Raw genomic sequence first — 14,098 nt, 5'->3', positions numbered from 1 at the left:
GCGTGCCGCGTCCTTCGGCGGGTCTCCGACGGGCGAAAGCAAAGACCGGGCACCCGGCCCATCGGCCAAGTGCCCGGTCAGAGGAGGGGCGGAGTGGGGGTTTTGGTCAGCCGTTCAGTCGTACCGGCAAGGATTCGATTCCGTAGACGATCGAGAGTTTGCGGAATTCCAGGTCCTCGGGTTTGGCGGCGAGGCGCATGTGGGGGAAACGGCGTACCAAGGCCGGGTAGGCGGCACGGAGTTCCATTCGGGCCAACTCGGCGCCTACGCAGCGGTGGATTCCGTAGCCGAAAGCCAGGTGCGAAGGGACGTTGCGGGTGGGGTCGAACTGTTCCATTTCCGGGCCCAGTTTGCCGTCCCGGTCCGCACCGCTCAGTGAGCACAGCACCACATCTCCGGAGGCGATCTGGACGCCACCGATTTCCAGGTCCTCGCGGGCGAAACGCGGGAAGGCGACCTGCACGACGGTCAAGTAGCGGAGGAGTTCCTCGACGTAGCGGTCCACGACGTCATCGCCGTCGTGGAGCGCGGCGAAGTGCTTGGGGTCCTGGAGGAGGACCAGGGCGCCGAGGGCCAGCATGCTGGCGGTGGTTTCGAAACCGCCTGTCAGGACGCCATCGGCGAGGCCCGCCAGCTCTTCGTCGCTGACCGAGTCGCCGTGTTCCTTCACGATCATGCCGAGCAGTCCGTCGCCCGGATTTTCGCGCTGTTTCTTGACGATGTCCCGGAAATAGGAAAGTGATTCGGATATGGCGCCGAAGGAGGCGTTTGCACCGCTGAAAAGGTCGAATCGGGCAGCGCTGAGGCGTTCGAAGTCTCCGCGGTCCTCGTAAGGAACGCCGAGGAGTTCGCAAATGACGAGCGACGGGATGGGAAGGGCAAAAGAGTGGACGATGTCGACCGGCTCGCCGTTTTTGCCCGCCTCTTCCATGGCGTCGAGGCGTTCCTCGACGATCTCGTGGATACGGGGGGTGAGCCTGCCGAGCCGGCGCATGGTGAATTCGGGCGTCAGGAGGCGGCGGAGACCGGTGTGCACCGGCGGGTCGGCGAATCCGAGCCCGCCGGGATTCTGTTCGGCACCGGCGCCGGCCTTGCCGACGAGGTTGGTGAAGTCCGAACTGAAGGCATTGGCCTTTCCCAGTACCGCCTTGACCTCGTCGTAGCCGGTGACCAGCCAGACGTTGGCGGCTATCGGCACCGGAAGCTTGCTGACAGGCTCCCGCTCCCGGACGGCCGCCAAATCGCCCACGGGGTTCAGCCCGTCGCGCCGCAATGGCATCAGGACGGACTCGGGCAAGAAAGACATTCGAGACAGGTCGAAGCCTTTCTTCTGTGTTCTCGTCAGATACATGCGGCCGGCCCAGGCGATGATCCGGGAACGGAGAGTCGTCATGACGCTAATACTGCCTTTCGTCGAGGGGGACGGTCACGCGCGCTCCGCAGCCCAAGGCGGCCGGGACACCACGGAACCCCCGCTCGGCGTGCACGGGTGTGACGTACGCCATAGCCCCTCGCTTACGGTGGTCATGGCACAGGTCCATGCCATTGACCGATGTCTTCGGTCGTCCGCATCGGCGTGACGAGCTCGGCCTCGGCCTTCTTCTTCTATTCGGTCAGGACGAGTTTACAAAGTGCCATTGGGCGCGTTCACGGAACAACCCGGAACGACCCCGAGCGGCCCCTGGGACGCCCCTGATTCTCCCCTTAGTCATGATCACCGCCGCGCCCGCCCGTCACCCCCGCACTTCCATGTGCGCCACCTTGCCCTCGCGGAAGGTGTAGAGGTGATCGACGGTTCCGTCGGACCAGTGGTCGCCGTTCGCGTCCCGCAGGCCGTGGCGCACATGGACGGCGACCCGGCCGTCCGGCTCGGCGGCCATTCCCTCGATGCGTACGAGGGGATGGGCGACGGCGAACTGGCCCTTCCAGTAGGCCAGCACGTCGTCGATGCCGTGCAGTCGCTTGCCTTCCCGGACGTTCGGCCAGTCGACGTCCGGGTGGAATGCGGCGCGGGTGAAGTCATCGACGCGCCGAGTGTTGAAGATCTCGTACATGCGGCGGAGCAGCTCCGCCTGGGCGGCGGGGATTTCGTCGGTAGGCATGGAGAGCAGCCAAGCGCATTTCGGGGAGGCCGGTCATCGGTTGCGCGCGGCGGGGTTGCGGGGTGGGGCGTCGAGTTGCGGGCGTGATCGAGTTGCGGGGGTGGTGGGTTGGTGCGGCTCGTCGTGGGGGTGGCTTTCCCGGCGCCATGGGGGCATGTCGCCCGATGGTGTGGGCGGCTGGGTGTTCGGGTCACCGCACGGTGCGATGGCGGGGGTGGTGGGGGTGACCGGGCACAGGGGCGGGCGGTGTGGTGGGGGGCGATGGCCGACGGACCATTGCGCCGATGAGTCATGACGCAGGCAATCCGGTCCGTCGAGGAGCCGGCCCGTCGATGGGGCGGGGGGCAGGCAAGGCGGTCCGTCGAGGAGCCGATGCGCCCGCAACGGCGCACCGATGAGCCGGTGCACCGATGGGCTAGTGCGTCAATGGCGGTTATTCGGAGTCGAGTTGAGGGTGGAGTGGCTCCGGTACCCCGTGATGGCGCCGCGGGTCGGAGGGGCGGGGCCCGTCGACTCGACCCGTCACGGATTGTGATGAGTTGCGGACTCTGCGGGGTCTCTCTAGCGTGAGAAGGGAGCGAGGTGAGCGGCAAGGCCCGGCGCGGTGCGAGAGGGCAGCGCGGTGGAGGGAAGCCGCACTCGCGGCCAGGGAAGGGTGCGACAGGCAGCGCACCGGCGGGGCGCAGGCCCCGGCCCGTCCGTCAGGTGACGCCCGGCAGCTTCGCTCACCTCACCCCTCAGGGAATCCCCTGGAATTCTCCCCTTCGCAGGAGGAAGCGCATGTTTCCGCAGTCGAAGTCCGGCAAGTTCGGCTTTTTCGCTCTTTGTGCTCTTTCTGGTCTGCTGGCCGGAGTCGTCGTGGCCGGCCCCGCTCTGGCGTACGACGACGGTGACGGCAACAGCAGCAACAACTTCGCCGCATACGAGGGTCATGTCGTCGCCGAGGAGGGGCTGGTGTTGCGCATGGGCCCGAACACCCAATACCGCGTGGTCGGTTCGAAGGAGTACGGGACCGTGGTGGGGATCGTCTGCAGGGTCAAGGGGGAGAACATCGAGGGCAACCCGGTCTGGTACAAGCTCGGCGATGCCTCGTACGTCTGGTCCTCCGCGCGCGACATCGTGAACGACGGGGAGGATCCGCGCTGGTGTTGAGGCGGGGCTGAGCGCGTTCCCGGTCCCCTGGAGCCTTGTCCGGGGGAGCGGGCCCGGCGGCGTCCGAGCAGCGAGCAGGAGCGGGTACGGGGCGCGGGCGTGATCCCCTGGAGGCTCCTCGGCCACCGCGCCTCAGGGCGTCGCAAACTTGGCGACGTACTCGTCGAAGGGCTCGATGCCCACCTCAATCCGCAGGGCGTCCATGCGCTCGGGGTCTTCGCAGGGCCACGGGACGGGAGCGCCCTCCTTGATCCCGGCGATCTGGGTGCCGTAGATCTGCCGGCGGCCCTCGTTCACCAGCGTCCGGTCGCGCAGGAAGGCCAGCTCGCGAGGGCTTGCGGCGCCTGCCTCCACCGCCTGTTCCATGAGCCGGAGCGCACGCCGCTGCACATCGACCCGGCGGTCGGCGTGCTGCGCGATCAGCCATGCACCGCGTGCGGCATCGTCACCGACCAGTTCCGCCGTCGGCCAGCCGTACTCGTCCATGATCTCGTCGAGCCGGTCACTGTGCCGGGCGGTGAGGCGGCGCCAGGCCAATTGCTCCTCGGGGCTCTCGCTGTTCGCACCGGGGGAGGTTTCCCGGTCCGCCTCGGCCATGCGGATGAGTTCCGCCGCCAACGCCGCCGTGCTGCTGTCGTTTGTCACGCTCACTCCATGAACTGTGCCGGCTCCGGCCCACCACGCTAGGGGCTGCTGTCGCCACGAAGATCATTCCGAAGAACGGTGACAGGGAGGGCGGTGTGCGGCGATACTGGATCTACGCCGAAAACAGTTCCGCCCTCTTCCGGATTCCGGCCGGATTCCGGCCCGGTGTCCTTTTCCTCGGCCACGGCGGGACGGCTGCGGTGGTGACCGTCTCCTGAATCTCCGTTGCACCGTTGCGGGCTTGCGCCCGCCGGTCTTCGCCCGTACGGGATGGCGTCGCCGGATACGGCATACGGGAGGCACGGACGCCCCGAACGTCGTATCCGACATAACGGAAATAGCGGCCGTCGCTTGCTACGTTGCCAGGCATGACGGCAATGGCAAGGGCGGCGGCCACCGCGCGCCCGGCGGACACTCCCCCACCCTTGCCGTCACTGCCGAAACGACGCGGCGTCGAACTGGCCCTCCTCGTAGGCGCCGTCCTCATCAGCGTGTGCGGATATGTCGTCGTGGGTCTGGCCAGGTGGCATGCCCTGCCGGGTGGTGCGGTCCGCTACGGCGCGGGGCTCGGCGGGCTCGCGCTGCTCGCGCATCTCGCCGTCCGCTTCCGCGCCCCGTACGCCGATCCGCTGCTGCTGCCCACCGCGGTGCTGCTCAACGGGCTCGGGCTGGTGCTGATCTTCCGCCTCGACCAGGAGACGCCCGGCGATCACGCCGCACCCACCCAGCTGATGTGGTCGACCGTGGGTGTCGCGCTGTTCACCGCGGTGGTGGTGCTGCTGCCCGACCACCGCATGCTGCAGCGGTACGCCTATGTCTGTGCGGCGCTCGCGCTGGTGCTCATGGCGGCGCCGATCCTCTTCCCCGCCATCAACGGGGCGAAGATCTGGATCCGTATCGCCGGATTTTCCATTCAGCCGGGCGAGTTCGCCAAGGTTCTGATCACCGTCTTCTTCGCGGGCTACCTTGCCGCCAACCGCGGCGCGCTGGCGCACACCGGGCGCCGGATGTGGCGGCTACGGGTCCCGACCGGCCGGGTGCTGGCGCCGGTCGTCGCGATCTGGCTGATCAGCGTCGCGGTGCTGGTGCTCGAACGCGATCTGGGCACCTCGCTGCTCTTCTTCGGGATCTTCGTCGTCCTGTTGTACGTGGCCACCGGGCGGACCGGCTGGATCGCGGTCGGGCTGATCCTGGCGGGCATCGGGGCGGCTGCCGTCGGCACGCTGGAGCCGCATGTGCACAGCCGGGTCGAGGACTGGCAGCATCCGTTCGCCGGCATCGCGGCGGGCAAGGGGCCCGGCCAGCTCGCCCAGTCGCTGTTCGCGTTCGCCGCCGGCGGGACGTTCGGCACCGGCCTCGGCCAGGGCCACTCGTCCCTGATCGGCTTCGCCATGAAGTCCGATTTCATCCTGGCCACCTATGGCGAGGAGCTGGGGCTGGCCGGGCTGACCGCGCTGTTTCTGCTGTACGCACTGCTGGTTGCCTGCGGTTACCGTGCCGCGGTCGCCTTGCGGGACCCGTTCGGCAGCCTGCTGGCCGTCGGCCTCGCGGCGCTGCCCGCGATCCAGGTCTTCGTGATCGCGGGCGGGGTGATGGGGCTGATTCCGCTGACGGGGATGGCGATGCCGTTCCTCGCGCAGGGCGGGTCGTCCGTCGTCACGAACTGGATCATCGTCGCGCTGCTGCTGCGGATCAGCAATCGGGCGCGGATGCCACGTGCGGAGGGGACCGGCGGTGCGGGCAGTGGTGGGAAGAGGACCGGTACGGCGGGGAGGGCTGCCGGGCGCCCCACGGGGGGCGAGGCGGCGGACGAGGCCAGGAGCGGTGCGGCGAACGCTGCCCGGAGTGGGGGCGCGAACGACGGCAGGAGCAGTGCAGCGAATCTTCCCGGAACGGGCACGGGGCTCGGGGCCGGGAGCTGGGTGGTCGGTTTCATGAAGCCGGCCAAGCCCCCGGCACCGGAGGCGCAGAGCCTGACCGAGGCACAGCGCAGGCCTCGCGCGCAGGGTGGCGAGCCGGCCGCCCCGCCACCGGCTCCCCTCGATGACGCGCCCTCCCCGGAGGCCGGCCATTGATCCGCTGTATTCGCCTCACCGCCGCCTTTTCCTTCCTCCTCCTCGTTGCGCTGCTGGTCAACGCCGCCCGGGTGCAGGTCTTCGAGGCGGAGAGCTACCGCGCCAGTCCGGCCAACCGCCGGGCGCCGATCGTCCGTTACGCGCAGCCGCGCGGTGCCGTGCTGGTCGCCGGCCGTCCCGTCACCGGTTCCCGGGACAGCGGGGGACGGCTGCGCTACGAGCGCACCTACACCGAGGGGCCGCTGTATGCGCCGGTCACCGGCTACTCCTCGCAGACCTACGGGACCTCCCTGCTGGAGAGCGCCGAGGACGGCGTGCTGTCCGGCGCCGACGACCGGCTCGCCACCTTCCCGTGGTGGGACCGGCTGACCCACGCCCACCGGCGGGGCGGCAGCGTCCACACCACCATCAACCCCCGGGTGCAGCACGCCGCGTTCGACGGGCTCGGGGGCAAGAAGGGTGCGGTGGCCGCGATCGAACCAGGTACCGGGCGGATCCTGGCGCTGGTCAGCACGCCCTCGTACGACCCGGGCGAGCTGTCCGGCAACGGCGCCTCGGTCAGCGCGGCCTGGCGCCGGCTGAACGGTGCCGAGCAGCAGCCGATGCTCAACCGGGCCCTGCGCCAGACCTATCCGCCCGGCTCCACCTTCAAGGTCGTCACCGCGGCGGCCGCCCTGGAGAGCGGCAAGGTCACCGATATCGACGCCCCGACCGACTCGCCCGATCCCTATCCCCTGCCCGGCACCGACACCGAGCTCGGCAATGCCGCGAAGGGCTGCGAGGACGCGCCGCTCAAGGACGCCTTCCGGGCGTCGTGCAACACCGTCTTCGCGCGGCTGGGTGCGGCGACCGGGCTGCACGGCATGGTCGATACGGCCCGGAGGTTCGGCTTCAACGACCGTCGGCTGCGTATCCCCTCGGCCGTCGCGCCGAGCAACTTCGATACCCGGATGGACGCCTCGCAGGTCGCGCTGTCCGCCATCGGGCAGTACGACACCGCCGCCACACCGCTGCAGATGGCGATGGTCGCGGCGGCGGTCGCCAACGGGGGCCAGCTGACGTCGCCGTCGCTCGTCGACAAGGTGACCGATGCCCGGGGTGTCATGATCGCGGGCGGTCCGCCCCGCCCCACTCGCCAGGTGACCGGTCCGGTCACGGCTCAGCAGCTCCAGGAGATGATGGTCGACGTCGTCGAGCACGGCAGCGGGCGGAACGCCGCGATCAAGGGCGTCACGGTCGGCGGCAAGACCGGTACCGCGCAGCACGGTGTGCACAACGAGGGCACGCCGTATGCCTGGTTCATCTCCTGGGCAAGGGAGAAGGGCAGTTACGAGCCGGCCGTGGCCGTGGCCGTGGTGGTCGAGGACGCGGCCGCCGACCGTGCGGACATCAGCGGCGGGGGGAGCGCGGCGCCGATCGCACGGGCGGTGATGGCGGCGGCGCTGGGCTGAGGCGTTTCGCCAGGTGACCGGTCCTGGCGTCACAATGGCCGTATGGCTGATGCGATCCCGTCCATGGAACCTGCTCCGCCCCCGCTGTTGTCCCTGGCCGAGGTGGAGGCGCTGGCCCGGCGCGCGCACTCGGGACAGACCGACAAGGCGGGCCGCCCGTATACCGAGCATCTGGCCGCGGTCGCGACGGGGGTACGCGAGCGGGGCGGCAGCGATGAGCAGATCGCCGCGGCCTGGCTGCACGACGCGGTCGAGGACGAGGCGCTGAGCCGGGAGTGGCTGGCCGGTGCGGCGCTGGGCGAGACGACCAAGGCGATGATCCTGGCCGTCACCAAGCGGGTGGATGAGCCGGTCGAGGAGTACACCGCGCGCATTCTGGCCACGCCCGGGGCGCTGCTGGTCAAGGAGTCCGATCTCGCGCACAACGCCGATCCGGAGCGGCTGGCCGTGCTGGAGGCGCCGACGCGGGAGCGGCTGACCGCGAAGTACGCGCGGGTGCGGGAGCTGTTGGGGCTGTCCGGTCCGTAACGGCCGCCGGGGCCCCGGTCCGCCGCCTGCCGCCTGCCGCCTGCCGCCTGCCGCCTGCCGCCTGCCGCCTGCCGCCTGCCGCCTGCCGCCTGCCGCCTGCCGCCTGCCGCCTGCCGCCAGGGTCCGCACATCGGACACCTCCGCAGAAAGGTGTCGTACGCAGCTAGTCTGCGGCGATGAGCCCTACGCAGCCTCCGCGGTCCCGGGAGTCCTTGGCCTCCGCACCGTCCCCGGCACACACCGTTCCGCATCCGGCCCCCGAGGCGGCCCGCGTGATCGCCGCCCTGGAGGGCGTAGGCGTCCGCCGGTACACCACCGGCCAGGTCATCCTCGACGCCATCGACTGGAGCGTGCGGTCCGGTGAGCACTGGGCGCTGCTCGGTGCCAACGGCGCCGGCAAGACCACCATCCTGCGTCTCGTCGGGGCGCTGATGTTCCCCACCGTCGGCACCGTCGAGGTGCTCGGGCACCGGCTCGGCGCGGTGGACGTCCGCGAGCTGCGCGCCGTCATCGGACTGGTCTCCGGCGCGCAGAAGGTTCCGCAGGACGCGACGGGCCACACGGTCGTCCTGACCGGCGCGACCGGCACCGTGCAGCCGTTGTGGCGCAGGTACGACGAGGCCACCCGTGAGCGCGCCCATGAGCTGCTCTCCGAACTGGACTGCAAGGAGCTGGCGGAGCGGCCGTTCGGGGTGTGCTCGGGTGGCCAGCGGGCCAGGATCCTGATCGCCCGCGCGCTGATGGCCGACCCCCGGCTGCTGCTGCTCGACGAGCCGTTCAATGCGCTCGATCTGCCCTCCCGCGAGGATCTGATCGATGCGCTGCACCGGCTGGCCCTGGGGCGGCCGGAGTTGGCGACCGTGACGGTCACCCATCATCTGGAGGAGCTGTCCCCGTCCATCGGCCACGCCCTGCTGCTGCGCGACGGCCGGGTGCAGGCGCGCGGCCCGGTGGACGAAGTGCTGACCGCGGAGCGGATGACCGCGTGCTTCGGCCGTCCGATCGAGGTGTCCCGGCACGAGGGGCGGTGGCTGGCCCGGTCCGGTAAGCGGTAGGGCCCGCCCGCACCGCCGCGCACCGCACCGCATCGCGGCTCCCTGAACGGCAGCACCGACGGATGTGCCGCGGAAAATCCCGGCGGACGCCCTACCCCTCCCCGACCGTGTCCCGCACTCCGCTCAGGAACCGCCGGATCGCCGCCTGTTCCCCGGCCTCGAAGGTGGCGAGCAGGCCGATCGTGCGGTCGATCAGCGGGCCGAAGAACGACTGGCCCAGAGCGACCGCGCGCTCGTCGACCTCCAGCAGGACGCGGCGCCGGTCGCGGGTGTCGCGGACCCGGCGGAGCAGACCGAGTCGCTCCAGGCGGTCGATCAGCGCCGTGGTGCCGGCGGAGTTCAGCCCCAGCCGCTCGCCGAGCCGGCCGGGCGTCGACTCGGCGCCGGCGCGGGCCGCGTCCAGCAGGCTGATCAGGGCCCGGAGATCGGTGGGATGCAGGCCGTTACGGCCCGCGAACTGCGCTCCTGCGAGGTCGAGTCGCAAGGTCACCTCACGCAGCAGATGGACCAGGTCCATCCCTTCCGGTTCCACGAGCTCCTCCGGTTGCACCGGTTCATCCGGCCCTTGTCGTTTCGCCCGCTTAGCCCGCTTAGTCATACGTCGTCGCCTCTCTTTCCCGGGTTCATGCCGCTTCTCTACGGGCTCGTGACGTTCTCAGCCGGGCCCATGACACTCCCTCCCGGGCTCATGACGTTCCCCCCGGCCTCATGACGTCCCCTCCAGCGCCCATGACGCACTTTCCCGGACTCCTGCATTATTACCTCGCTCAGCGAGATACTTGCCGAACGAGGTGATGCGGATGCGCCTCGATTCGTCGCTTCTCCTCGTCCCGGAGGTGCACCATGACAGCCGCCCCCTCGCCGCACTCCCCCGCGCACGGCCCCTCCCCCGCCTTTCGTGACGCCTATGAGCAGGCCATGGCGCTCTGGCCGGTTCCGGTGGAACGGCTCGATCTGGCATCGGAGTTCGGCAGCACCCGGGTCAACGTCTGCGGGCCGCCCGCCGGTCCGCCCCTGGTACTGCTGCACGGCGGCGGCACGACCTCGGCCGTCTGGTACGCCCATGTCGCCGCGCCGGCCCGTACGCACCGGGTGTACGCCGTGGACCAGATCGGCGCACCGGGTCTCAGCGTGCACTCCGGGCGGGCGCTGCGGCGGCCGGAGGATCTGTTCGCCTGGCTGGACGGCGTGCTCAGCGGGCTCGGCCTGGAGTCGGCGGCGCTGCTCGGGCACTCGTACGGCGGCTGGCTCGCGCTCGGTTATGCGGTGCACACGGCCGGTACGAGTCCCGCCGGCTCCTCAAGAACGCGGGGACGGGTGGAGCGGCTGGTGCTGCTCGATCCGACCCAGTGTTTTGCCGGGTACCGGCCGTCGTACCTGCTGCGTGCGCTGCCGCTGTTCGTCCGGCCCGGCGAGCGGAGCACCCGGCGCTTCCTGGCATGGGAGACGCGGGGTGCGCCGCCCGCTCCCGAGCTGGTGCGGCTGATGGGCCTGGGCGCCGCCGAGTTCCGCGGCGCGAAGGTGGTCACGGGGCCGCGCCCGGACGTCGCCCGGCTCGGCGGAGCGGCGGTGCCGACCCTGGTGCTGCTGGCGGAGCGCAGCCGGGCACACGACCTGCGCCGGGTCGCCGTACGGGCCGAACGGACGCCGGGTGTACGGATCGAAACCCTTGCGGGCGTCGGTCACCACTCCCTGCCGTACGAGCACGCCGAAGAGCTGGGCCACCGGGTGCTCGACTTCCTGGATGCCCGGCCTCCTGAAGGCCCGGCCTCCTGAAGGGGCTTGACGGGACTCGACGGAACGTGACGGGCCGGGCGGGCCAAGGCCCGCCTCCCCGGCCCCGACCCGGAAGACGCGGCCCACGCACGCCGGCGCGGACCGGGAGAACGAGCGAACGCCCAGCTCAAGACCTGGAAGATCCTCCGTAGGATCCGTAGCTGCCCGAGTCGAGCGACCGCGCTGGTCAAGGCCGTGACGGTGCTGATCCAGACCGGCTGAGATCAAGTTGGCAAGCTTTCATTGTTTGACGTCGTCGGTTCACGGAGTGGGCTTGACCCTCACGTTGCGTGAGGGGGGACGGTAAACGGCATGAGTGATTTCTTCAACGCATTCGAGATGGGCCCCGTATCCGAGCGCGGACCGAAGGCGGTTGCGCCAGAGGTGTTCCGCGGCATCTACGCGATGCCGGTGTTCGTGACGGTTCCGACGTCGGACTTGGCGGCGTCGACGGATTTCTGGGTGCGAGGGTTCGGCTTTATCGAACTGTTCAGCGTCCCGGGGCAGGTGGTCCACCTGCGCCGGTGGGCGTTCCAGGATGTCCTGCTCGTTCCTGCGGCGGCCGGTGCCGTGCCGTCCGAAGTGTCGGCGATGAGCGTGAGTTTCTTGTGCGTGCTGAGCGAGGTCGAGCCCCTCGTCGAGGCGTGTTCGGATCTCGTGCCGGGCAGCGTGACCGGGCCGCGGGATACGCCGTGGCGTACTCGCGACGTCGAGGTGACCACCCCCGAGGGTGCGCGGGTCGTGTTCACCGCGGCGCAGGAGTTCGATCCTGACAGCGAAGAAGCGCGTGATCTCGCCTCGGTCGGAATCGTCGCCCCGGGATCGGCGGAGGGGGGTCACAATGGTGTCCATGGTTGAACGCGGGCGCGACATCCGTGACGGTGTCACGGTGGGCGCGGCCGCTGAGCTGGTGGGGGTGACCGTCCGCACGCTTCATCATTGGGACGAGATCGGCTTGGCGTCGCCGTCCGTGCGCACCACCGCCGGCTATCGCCAGTACACCGACGCGGACCTGCAACGGCTGCATCGCGTCGTCGCATACCGGGAGGCTGGTCTCGGACTGGACGCGGTGCGTGAGGTTCTCGATGACGCGACAACGGAGATCGGCGCTACCTTGCGTGAGCAGCGTGCCCAGCTCGCCGAGCGCATCCAGGACCTGCAGCAGCTCGACGAGCGCCTGGAACGGATGACCGAGGCTCACGAGCGGGGCATCCTCCTCAACGATGAAGCGCAGTCGGAGATCTTCGGGGCGGACTGGGACGCCCATCGATCCCGGCAGGCCCGCACTGTGTGGGGGGATTCTGCGCAATGGGCGCAGTTCGCCGAGCGGTCCGCTTCTCGCACGCGGGAGCAATGGCAGTCGCTCTCCGCGGCGATGTCCACGTTGCAGCTCGATCTGGGCAACGCACTCGATCAGGGTGTCATTCCGGGCGGCCCAGAAGCGAATGCACTCGTCGAACGCCACCGCGAAGTATTTTCCAACTTCTTCCCGCTCACGCGACAGATGCAGGTGTGTCTGGGAAGAATGTTCGAGTCCGACCCCGGCTTCTCCTCCCACTACGACGGAATCCGGGTCGGGCTGGCCTCCTGGTTTCGGCAAAGCATCGACGAGTGCGCTCGCACTCACGGGATCGACCCGGAGACAGCCACCTGGCAGTGACCCCGTAATGCGGAAATGCTCGTCACTCACTGCAACTCACGCCTAACCGTCCACGGCAGACGTCTGATCATCCGACGGGCCGCACCAGAGTGTGTCTGATAGCTGACGGGTTAAGGCGCTGACGGCGTTCAGCAGGACGGCGGCTCGGTAGATGATGGCGTGCTTGTCGTAGCGCGTGGCGAGTCCTCGCCATTGTTTGATGTGGCAGTAGCGGCGCTCGATCGGGCGGGGCGCTGCGGGCCGCGATCAGCTGCCGGGATTCCGGCAGGGGGCGGAACAGCGGGAAGAAGCGCTCCCCGAAGGCGTCGCCGAACGCCAGCCCTTCGAGGGCGGCGTGTGCCAGGGCCCGCCGTCGCCTGCGGTCGTCCGTGTCCATGACCGGATCCTGCCATCCGGCGGCGCCCGGCGGCCCGGCGGTCCCCCTGACGCTCAGTCCTCGGCCGCCCCCTCGGCGATGGCCTCCGCGACCTCCGCCGTACGGGCCTCCTCCTCGGCCGCGAAGCGCTCCGCGTCGAGCTTTTCGGCGAGCTCCTCGTCCTCGGCCATGAGCAGATCGAGATTGGAGTCGCCCATCTCGAAGACACCCATGTCCACGTAGGCGCGCTGGAGACGTTCACCCCACAGACCGATGTCCTTCACACAGGGCACGATCCGGCTGAAGAGCAGCTTGCGGAAGAGGTGCAGGAACTCGGAGTTCTCGGTGAATTCGGCGGCTTCGTCGTGCGGTATGCCGAAGTTCTCCAGGACCTCCAGGCCGCGCAGCCGGTCGCGCATCAAGTAGCAGCCCTCGATGACGAACTCCTCGCGTTCGCGCAGTTCGGCGTCGGAGAGCTGCTTGTAGTAGTCGCGCAGCGCCATGCGGCCGAAGGCGACATGACGCGCCTCGTCCTGCATGACGTAAGCGAGGATCTGCTTGGGCAGGGGCTTGGTGGTGGTGTCGCGGATCATGCCGAAGGCGGCCAGCGCCAGGCCCTCGATCAGCACCTGCATGCCGAGGTACGGCATGTCCCAGCGGGAGTCCTTGAGGGTGTCGGAGAGCAGCGCCTGGAGGTTGTCGTTGATCGGGTAGAGCATCCCGATCTTTTCCTGGAGGAAGCGGCTGTAGATCTCGGCGTGCCGCGCCTCGTCCATGGTCTGGGTGGCGGAGTAGAACTTCGCGTCGAGGTCCGGGACGGATTCCACGATCCGCGCCGCGCAGACCATGGCGCCCTGCTCACCGTGCAGGAACTGGCTGAACTGCCAGGACGTGTAGTGCTGGCGCAGTTCGCCGCGGTCCTTATCGGTCATTTTGTCCCAGTACTTGGTGCCGTACAGGGACATGGACTCGTCCGGGGTGCCGAGCGGGTCGTGGGGATCGACCTCCAGGCCCCAGTCGATCCGCAAGTTGGCGTCCCACTGCTTGTCCTTGCCCTTCTGGTAGAGGGCCAGCAGGCGGTCGCGCCCGTCGTCGTAGTCCCAGCTGAAGCGTGCCGCACCGGACGCGGGCACTTTCCACACCGGGTCGCCTGGGTCCTGTATGTAGAGATCTCGGGTCGACACGGACGCCTCCTCGGCTCGCCAAACGCCTTGTTATGGGCGGTCGTTGGCAGGCTCACACGTTTCTTACCGACGGGTCAATAACTCGTGCGCGGGGGATTGACGTCCTTGCTGACGC

At 69.4% G+C, this 14,098-nt stretch carries 13 protein-coding genes and 3 pseudogenes; 10 read left to right on the top strand and 6 right to left on the bottom strand.

The window, feature by feature from the left end; genetic code table 11:
- Positions 1-106 precede the first annotated feature (106 nt).
- Positions 107-1,351, bottom strand: coding sequence for a cytochrome P450 (locus ACWGI6_RS24220; protein ID WP_453269458.1), 1,245 nt, complete (start codon positions 1,349-1,351; stop codon positions 107-109).
- 382 nt (positions 1,352-1,733) lie between these two features.
- Positions 1,734-2,102: a nuclear transport factor 2 family protein gene (locus ACWGI6_RS24215; RefSeq protein WP_453269457.1), complete on the bottom strand. Its 369-nt coding sequence runs from the start codon at positions 2,100-2,102 to the stop codon at positions 1,734-1,736.
- Between the two features lie 780 nt (positions 2,103-2,882).
- Here ACWGI6_RS24215 and ACWGI6_RS24210 point away from each other — a divergent pair.
- Positions 2,883-3,254, top strand: coding sequence for a hypothetical protein (locus ACWGI6_RS24210; protein WP_453269456.1), 372 nt, complete (start codon positions 2,883-2,885; stop codon positions 3,252-3,254).
- A 132-nt stretch (positions 3,255-3,386) separates the two neighbouring features.
- Here ACWGI6_RS24210 and ACWGI6_RS24205 read toward each other — a convergent pair whose 3' ends face one another.
- Positions 3,387-3,899, bottom strand: coding sequence for a DUF6624 domain-containing protein (locus ACWGI6_RS24205; protein WP_453269455.1), 513 nt, complete (start codon positions 3,897-3,899; stop codon positions 3,387-3,389).
- Positions 3,900-3,994: 95 nt separating this feature from the next.
- Here ACWGI6_RS24205 and ACWGI6_RS24200 point away from each other — a divergent pair, with 95 nt between their 5' ends.
- The 5 genes and pseudogenes from ACWGI6_RS24200 to ACWGI6_RS24180 all read left to right on the top strand — a co-directional run bounded on the left by ACWGI6_RS24200 (position 3,995) and on the right by ACWGI6_RS24180 (position 9,008).
- Positions 3,995-4,117 carry a hypothetical protein gene (locus ACWGI6_RS24200; protein ID WP_453269454.1) on the top strand — a complete coding sequence of 41 codons (123 nt, stop codon included), beginning with the start codon at positions 3,995-3,997 and terminating at the stop codon, positions 4,115-4,117.
- Positions 4,118-4,276: 159 nt separating this feature from the next.
- Positions 4,277-5,623 (top strand): annotated as a pseudogene (locus tag ACWGI6_RS24195) (FtsW/RodA/SpoVE family cell cycle protein); the annotation flags it as partial.
- Between the two features lie 347 nt (positions 5,624-5,970).
- Positions 5,971-7,425, top strand: coding sequence for a penicillin-binding transpeptidase domain-containing protein (locus ACWGI6_RS24190; protein ID WP_453269453.1), 1,455 nt, complete (start codon positions 5,971-5,973; stop codon positions 7,423-7,425).
- A 42-nt stretch (positions 7,426-7,467) separates the two neighbouring features.
- Positions 7,468-7,953, top strand: a complete 486-nt coding sequence (locus ACWGI6_RS24185) for an HD domain-containing protein (RefSeq protein ID WP_453269452.1) — start codon at positions 7,468-7,470, stop codon at positions 7,951-7,953.
- A gap of 272 nt (positions 7,954-8,225) precedes the next feature.
- Entirely contained in the window at positions 8,226-9,008 is a 783-nt protein-coding gene (locus ACWGI6_RS24180) for an ABC transporter ATP-binding protein (RefSeq protein ID WP_453269511.1), read from the top strand.
- Between the two features lie 91 nt (positions 9,009-9,099).
- Here ACWGI6_RS24180 and ACWGI6_RS24175 read toward each other — a convergent pair whose 3' ends face one another.
- The gene (locus ACWGI6_RS24175; protein WP_453269510.1) at positions 9,100-9,525 is read right to left on the bottom strand and encodes a MarR family transcriptional regulator; all 426 of its coding nucleotides are present in this window, start codon (positions 9,523-9,525) and stop codon (positions 9,100-9,102) included.
- Positions 9,526-9,851: 326 nt separating this feature from the next.
- Here ACWGI6_RS24175 and ACWGI6_RS24170 point away from each other — a divergent pair, with 326 nt between their 5' ends.
- The 4 genes and pseudogenes from ACWGI6_RS24170 (at position 9,852) to ACWGI6_RS24155 (ending at position 12,444) form a co-directional block, all read left to right on the top strand.
- Positions 9,852-10,784, top strand: a complete 933-nt coding sequence (locus ACWGI6_RS24170; protein ID WP_453269451.1) for an alpha/beta fold hydrolase — start codon at positions 9,852-9,854, stop codon at positions 10,782-10,784.
- A gap of 81 nt (positions 10,785-10,865) precedes the next feature.
- Positions 10,866-11,006, top strand: a pseudogene (locus ACWGI6_RS24165) (IS5/IS1182 family transposase); the annotation flags it as partial.
- Positions 11,007-11,096: 90 nt separating this feature from the next.
- Entirely contained in the window at positions 11,097-11,642 is a 546-nt protein-coding gene (locus ACWGI6_RS24160; protein ID WP_453269450.1) for a VOC family protein, read from the top strand.
- The gene (locus ACWGI6_RS24155) at positions 11,635-12,444 is read left to right on the top strand and encodes a MerR family transcriptional regulator (protein WP_453269449.1); all 810 of its coding nucleotides are present in this window, start codon (positions 11,635-11,637) and stop codon (positions 12,442-12,444) included. Before ACWGI6_RS24160 ends, ACWGI6_RS24155 begins: the two co-directional genes overlap by 8 nt.
- A 105-nt stretch (positions 12,445-12,549) precedes the next feature.
- Here the strand turns inward: ACWGI6_RS24155 and ACWGI6_RS24150 are convergent.
- A pseudogene (locus ACWGI6_RS24150) lies at positions 12,550-12,666 on the bottom strand (IS5/IS1182 family transposase); the annotation flags it as partial.
- 207 nt (positions 12,667-12,873) lie between these two features.
- Positions 12,874-13,983, bottom strand: a complete 1,110-nt coding sequence (locus tag ACWGI6_RS24145) for a ferritin-like domain-containing protein (protein ID WP_453269448.1) — start codon at positions 13,981-13,983, stop codon at positions 12,874-12,876.
- Between the last annotated feature and the right edge of the window lie 115 nt (positions 13,984-14,098).

It is taken from the genome of Streptomyces sp. NPDC054786 (genome assembly GCF_053611685.1).
The sequence above is the reverse complement of the archived record's forward strand: the minus strand, read 5'-3'. Positions and strand labels throughout refer to the sequence as shown.